7 protein-coding genes are annotated in these 3,437 nt (G+C 40.4%); 2 read left to right on the forward strand and 5 right to left on the reverse strand.

Going from position 1 to position 3,437, the window contains the following annotated elements; translation table 11 throughout:
- The 4 genes from HMPREF0849_RS10140 to HMPREF0849_RS01530 all read right to left on the reverse strand — a co-directional run.
- The coding region (locus HMPREF0849_RS10140; protein ID WP_009013503.1) for an ABC transporter permease subunit at window positions 1-411 on the reverse strand (411 nt) is incomplete at its 3' end.
- 156 nt (window positions 412-567) lie between these two features.
- A complete protein-coding gene (locus tag HMPREF0849_RS01520) occupies window positions 568-924 on the reverse strand; it encodes an arsenate reductase family protein (RefSeq protein ID WP_000889073.1) in 357 nt (118 codons plus the stop codon).
- A gap of 12 nt (window positions 925-936) precedes the next feature.
- Window positions 937-1,452 (reverse strand): methylated-DNA--[protein]-cysteine S-methyltransferase, encoded by a 516-nt coding sequence (locus HMPREF0849_RS01525; RefSeq protein ID WP_000810630.1) that lies wholly within the window; start codon window positions 1,450-1,452, stop codon window positions 937-939.
- Window positions 1,449-1,943, reverse strand: a complete 495-nt coding sequence (locus tag HMPREF0849_RS01530; RefSeq protein WP_000405844.1) for a GNAT family N-acetyltransferase — start codon at window positions 1,941-1,943, stop codon at window positions 1,449-1,451. The genes HMPREF0849_RS01525 and HMPREF0849_RS01530 overlap by 4 nt, the downstream gene beginning before the upstream one ends.
- 134 nt (window positions 1,944-2,077) lie before the next feature.
- On the opposite strand from HMPREF0849_RS01530, the gene HMPREF0849_RS01535 reads away from it, so the two are divergent.
- Together HMPREF0849_RS01535 and trhA are read left to right on the forward strand one after the other, a co-directional pair.
- Window positions 2,078-2,524, forward strand: coding sequence for a DUF1836 domain-containing protein (locus HMPREF0849_RS01535; protein WP_001084367.1), 447 nt, complete (start codon window positions 2,078-2,080; stop codon window positions 2,522-2,524).
- Window positions 2,521-3,168 (forward strand): PAQR family membrane homeostasis protein TrhA, encoded by a 648-nt coding sequence (trhA, locus tag HMPREF0849_RS01540; RefSeq protein ID WP_001097974.1) that lies wholly within the window; start codon window positions 2,521-2,523, stop codon window positions 3,166-3,168. The genes HMPREF0849_RS01535 and trhA overlap by 4 nt, the downstream gene beginning before the upstream one ends.
- A 19-nt stretch (window positions 3,169-3,187) precedes the next feature.
- On the opposite strand, the gene pdxT is transcribed toward trhA, so the two are convergent.
- On the reverse strand, window positions 3,188-3,437 hold a 250-nt coding region (pdxT, locus tag HMPREF0849_RS01545), incomplete at its 5' end, for a pyridoxal 5'-phosphate synthase glutaminase subunit PdxT (RefSeq protein WP_009013504.1).

Below are 3,437 nucleotides of genomic sequence, written 5' to 3' on the forward strand. Positions count from 1 at the left end.
ATAAGCTGCCTCATTAAAAGCAAAGGCCACAATCGCAAAAAGTGCCGCTGGAATCGCATTGATATTAAAACCAGTGCCCCATTGCTGGTTGATAGCTTTCAATAACAAAGGAATTCCGTAGTAGGTCAACATAAGTTGGACTAGGATTGGGGTACCTTTTAAGAAGCTGACGAAAAAGGCCTGCAAGGGATATAAAATCTTAACACGATTGATCTTAACAATAGCAAAAATCAGGGCAAGTAGCAAACCAAAGAGTGCACCTCCAAGCGTCAACATCAAGGTTGTAGGCAGTTGCTGGACAATCCTTGGAATTCCATCAAAGACCGAACGCAAACTAAAGAGCTTACCATCCGGAATGAGTTGCATCAAACGTTGGTACCAATCTGATGCTAAAAATGTTGTAACAGTCATAAAAACATCCTCTCCTGATAATGATTCATTCTATCATACTTCTGCTCGCAAGCAAATTATTTGCTACGGACTACTCAGACTTTGTCTATCTTCTAGTTTATCACACTTTAAAACAGGGAGGCTATATATTTTACCTATCAAGGAGATAAATAAAAACTATCTCAAACCTAAGTCCTCATAGGTTTTTCTATAGCCAATTTGTTTAACAGCACCATTCTCCACCAAAATTGGACGTTTCAATAACATACCATCACTCGCTAGAAGCTTGGCTGCTTCTTGTTTTGACAAACTTCCCACCTTATCTTTCAAGCCCAGTTCGCGGTATTTGATCCCGCTGGTATTGAAAAATTGTTTCACTTCAAAACCGGAAGTTTCCAACCAGTTCAAAATCACTTCTTCACTTGGTGTTTCTTCTACGATGTGGACAGCTTGGTATTCCAGTCCAAGTTGATCCAATTCATTTTTTGCTTTCTTACAAGTTGAACATTTTGGGTATTCGATAAATTCTAACATCTTCTTTTCTTTCTATTTTTTATTTTCTTGAAATGCTGCACCTTCATGTTGCAAGAGCCAGGCTTTCTTTTCGACTCCAGATGCATAGCCTGTCAAGCGATTGCCTGATCCCAGCACACGATGACAGGGTACGAGGATGGACCAAGGATTACGCCCCACTGCTCCTCCAATCGCTTGGGCAGAAGCCACTTGCAAGTCTTTCGCTATTTGTCCATAAGTTACTGTCTGACCATAAGGAATGGCCTGTAAGTAAGCCCAGACCCGCTTTTCAAAATCCGTTCCAATGGGAGCCAAAGGTAAGTCAGATAGATCCTGAACACTGCCTTCGAAATAGGTATCTAAATAGGAAATAACTTGCTCTAATACAGGATGGCTACCAACTTCTTCTATCGTTTCATCCCCTAATCCCCTCTCAAAATGAGTTTGGTTCTGCACCCAAATTCCATAGAGATATTGCTCGTCAGCAACTAAGGATAAGGTCCCAATTGGCGACGGGTAGAGCATTTTTGCGTACTTTTTCTGCTTCATTTTTTTAATTTCTGATAGGCCAAGCGTTCCCCATCAACTGGAACTTTTCCAACCTGACTGAATCCAAGTTTTTCAAAGATATGCTGCATGGCCTTGTTTTGTGCATGCGTATCTGAACGAAAATCTAGGTAATCAAATCCTTCAATCAAGCCTTCTAGGAAAGTCTGCGCAACTCCCTGCCCTTGGACATCTGCTGCCACAGCGATACGGTGAAAGACCAGATATTCTGATTCTTCTCCCTGCCAACTTCCTTCATAAATGCCTTCATAGGATTCCTCTGGGTTCTTGGTCACAGCAGCATAGGCTAACAGTTCTTCCTCTTCCAAGGCCACATAGGCTTGACCAGAGATGATATCATCAATAATGATGTCGGCATTTGGATAGCCATTTTGCCACTGGTCACTACCAGACTTGGCTAAACACTTTTTGGCATCCTCCATCACCTGCATAATCGCATCTACTTCGTTTGGAAAAGCTAAACGAATCTCCATCTCTTCCCCTCATTTCTAACTAGTTTCTCTCATCATAGCATAATTTAAAGCTTTCTACAAGCAGTTGAAACTTGACTTTTGTTTTTTATTATTTTATAATCTAGTTATTGAAACTAGATAAAAAGGAGTTGGAAATGAATTCTATCTTTTCCTACCCAAAATGGGAAGACATTCCAAACATTGACCTCTATCTGGATCAGGTTTTGCTTTATGTCAATCAAGTCTGTGCTCCTATCTCTCCAGATAAAGACAAGGGGCTAACAGCATCCATGGTTAATAACTATGTCAAAAATGGTTACTTGACAAAGCCGGACAAGAAAAAATACCAACGTAAACAAATTGCCCGTTTGATTGCTATCACTACTCTCAAATCTGTCTTTTCGATCCAAGAAATCGCTCAGACACTTAATACTCTACAAACTCAAGCGAGCTCAGACCAGCTCTACGACGCTTTTGTGAACTATATGAACCATGGGATTGATCCAGAAAATCCTATTATCCAAACTAGCTGTCAAACGGTTAAACTCTATCATCAAACTCTAGACTTAATCCTTATCAAAGAAGAGGAGGAAATCCAATGAATACCAGTCTAAAACTCAGTAAAAAACTCAGTTTTGGAGAGGAAATTGCTAATAGCGTGACCCATGCTGTGGGTGCCGTTATCATGCTCATCCTACTCCCTATTTCATCCACCTATAGTTATGAAGCACATGGTTTTTTATCATCTTTTGGTGTTTCTATCTTTGTTATCAGTCTCTTTCTCATGTTCCTCTCGTCAACCATTTACCACTCTATGGCCTATGGTTCGACCCACAAATACGTCTTGCGAATCATCGACCATTCTATGATTTATGTGGCTATCGCAGGCTCTTATACGCCGGTCGTATTGACTTTGATGAATAATTGGTTTGGCTATCTGATCATTGCCATTCAGTGGGGAACGACCATCTTTGGCATCCTCTATAAAATCTTTGCTAAAAAGGTCAATGAGAAATTCAGCCTTGCCCTTTACCTGATCATGGGCTGGTTGGTTCTAACTATCATTCCTGCCATTATCAGTCAAACAACGCCAATTTTCTGGAGTCTCATGGTAACTGGCGGACTCTGTTATACAGTTGGAGCTGGATTTTACGCTAAGAAAAAACCTTATTTCCACATGATTTGGCATCTCTTTATCCTAGCAGCATCTGCACTTCAATATATCGCGATTGTTTATTACATGTAAAAAAGTTGAGAATCTTTTCTCAACTTTTTTCTTTACACATATTGATAAAATACTGGTGCAAGCGAGCATCATCTGTCAATTCTGGATGAAAAGAAGTTACCAGCATATTCTGTTCTTGAGCTGCAACGATTTGATCATCAACTGTTGCTAGAATTTCTACACCCTCTCCAACACTGCTGATAATCGGTCCACGGATAAAGGTCATGGGAATCTGGCCAACTCCCTTACATTCTGCCTCTGTATAGAAGCTTCCTAGTTGGCGTCCATAA

Origin of the sequence: Streptococcus sp. C300 (assembly GCF_000187645.1) — a bacterium.
GTDB lineage: Bacteria > Bacillota > Bacilli > Lactobacillales > Streptococcaceae > Streptococcus > Streptococcus oralis_CQ.

Coding starts and splice junctions, on each gene's coding strand:
- HMPREF0849_RS01535 (WP_001084367.1), top strand. CDS start 2,078: ATGAATTCTATCTTTTCCTACCCAAAATGGGAAGACATTCCAAACATT.
- HMPREF0849_RS01525 (WP_000810630.1), bottom strand. CDS start 1,452: ATGAAGCAGAAAAAGTACGCAAAAATGCTCTACCCGTCGCCAATTGGG.
- HMPREF0849_RS01530 (WP_000405844.1), bottom strand. CDS start 1,943: ATGGAGATTCGTTTAGCTTTTCCAAACGAAGTAGATGCGATTATGCAG.
- trhA (WP_001097974.1), top strand. CDS start 2,521: ATGAATACCAGTCTAAAACTCAGTAAAAAACTCAGTTTTGGAGAGGAA.
- HMPREF0849_RS01520 (WP_000889073.1), bottom strand. CDS start 924: ATGTTAGAATTTATCGAATACCCAAAATGTTCAACTTGTAAGAAAGCA.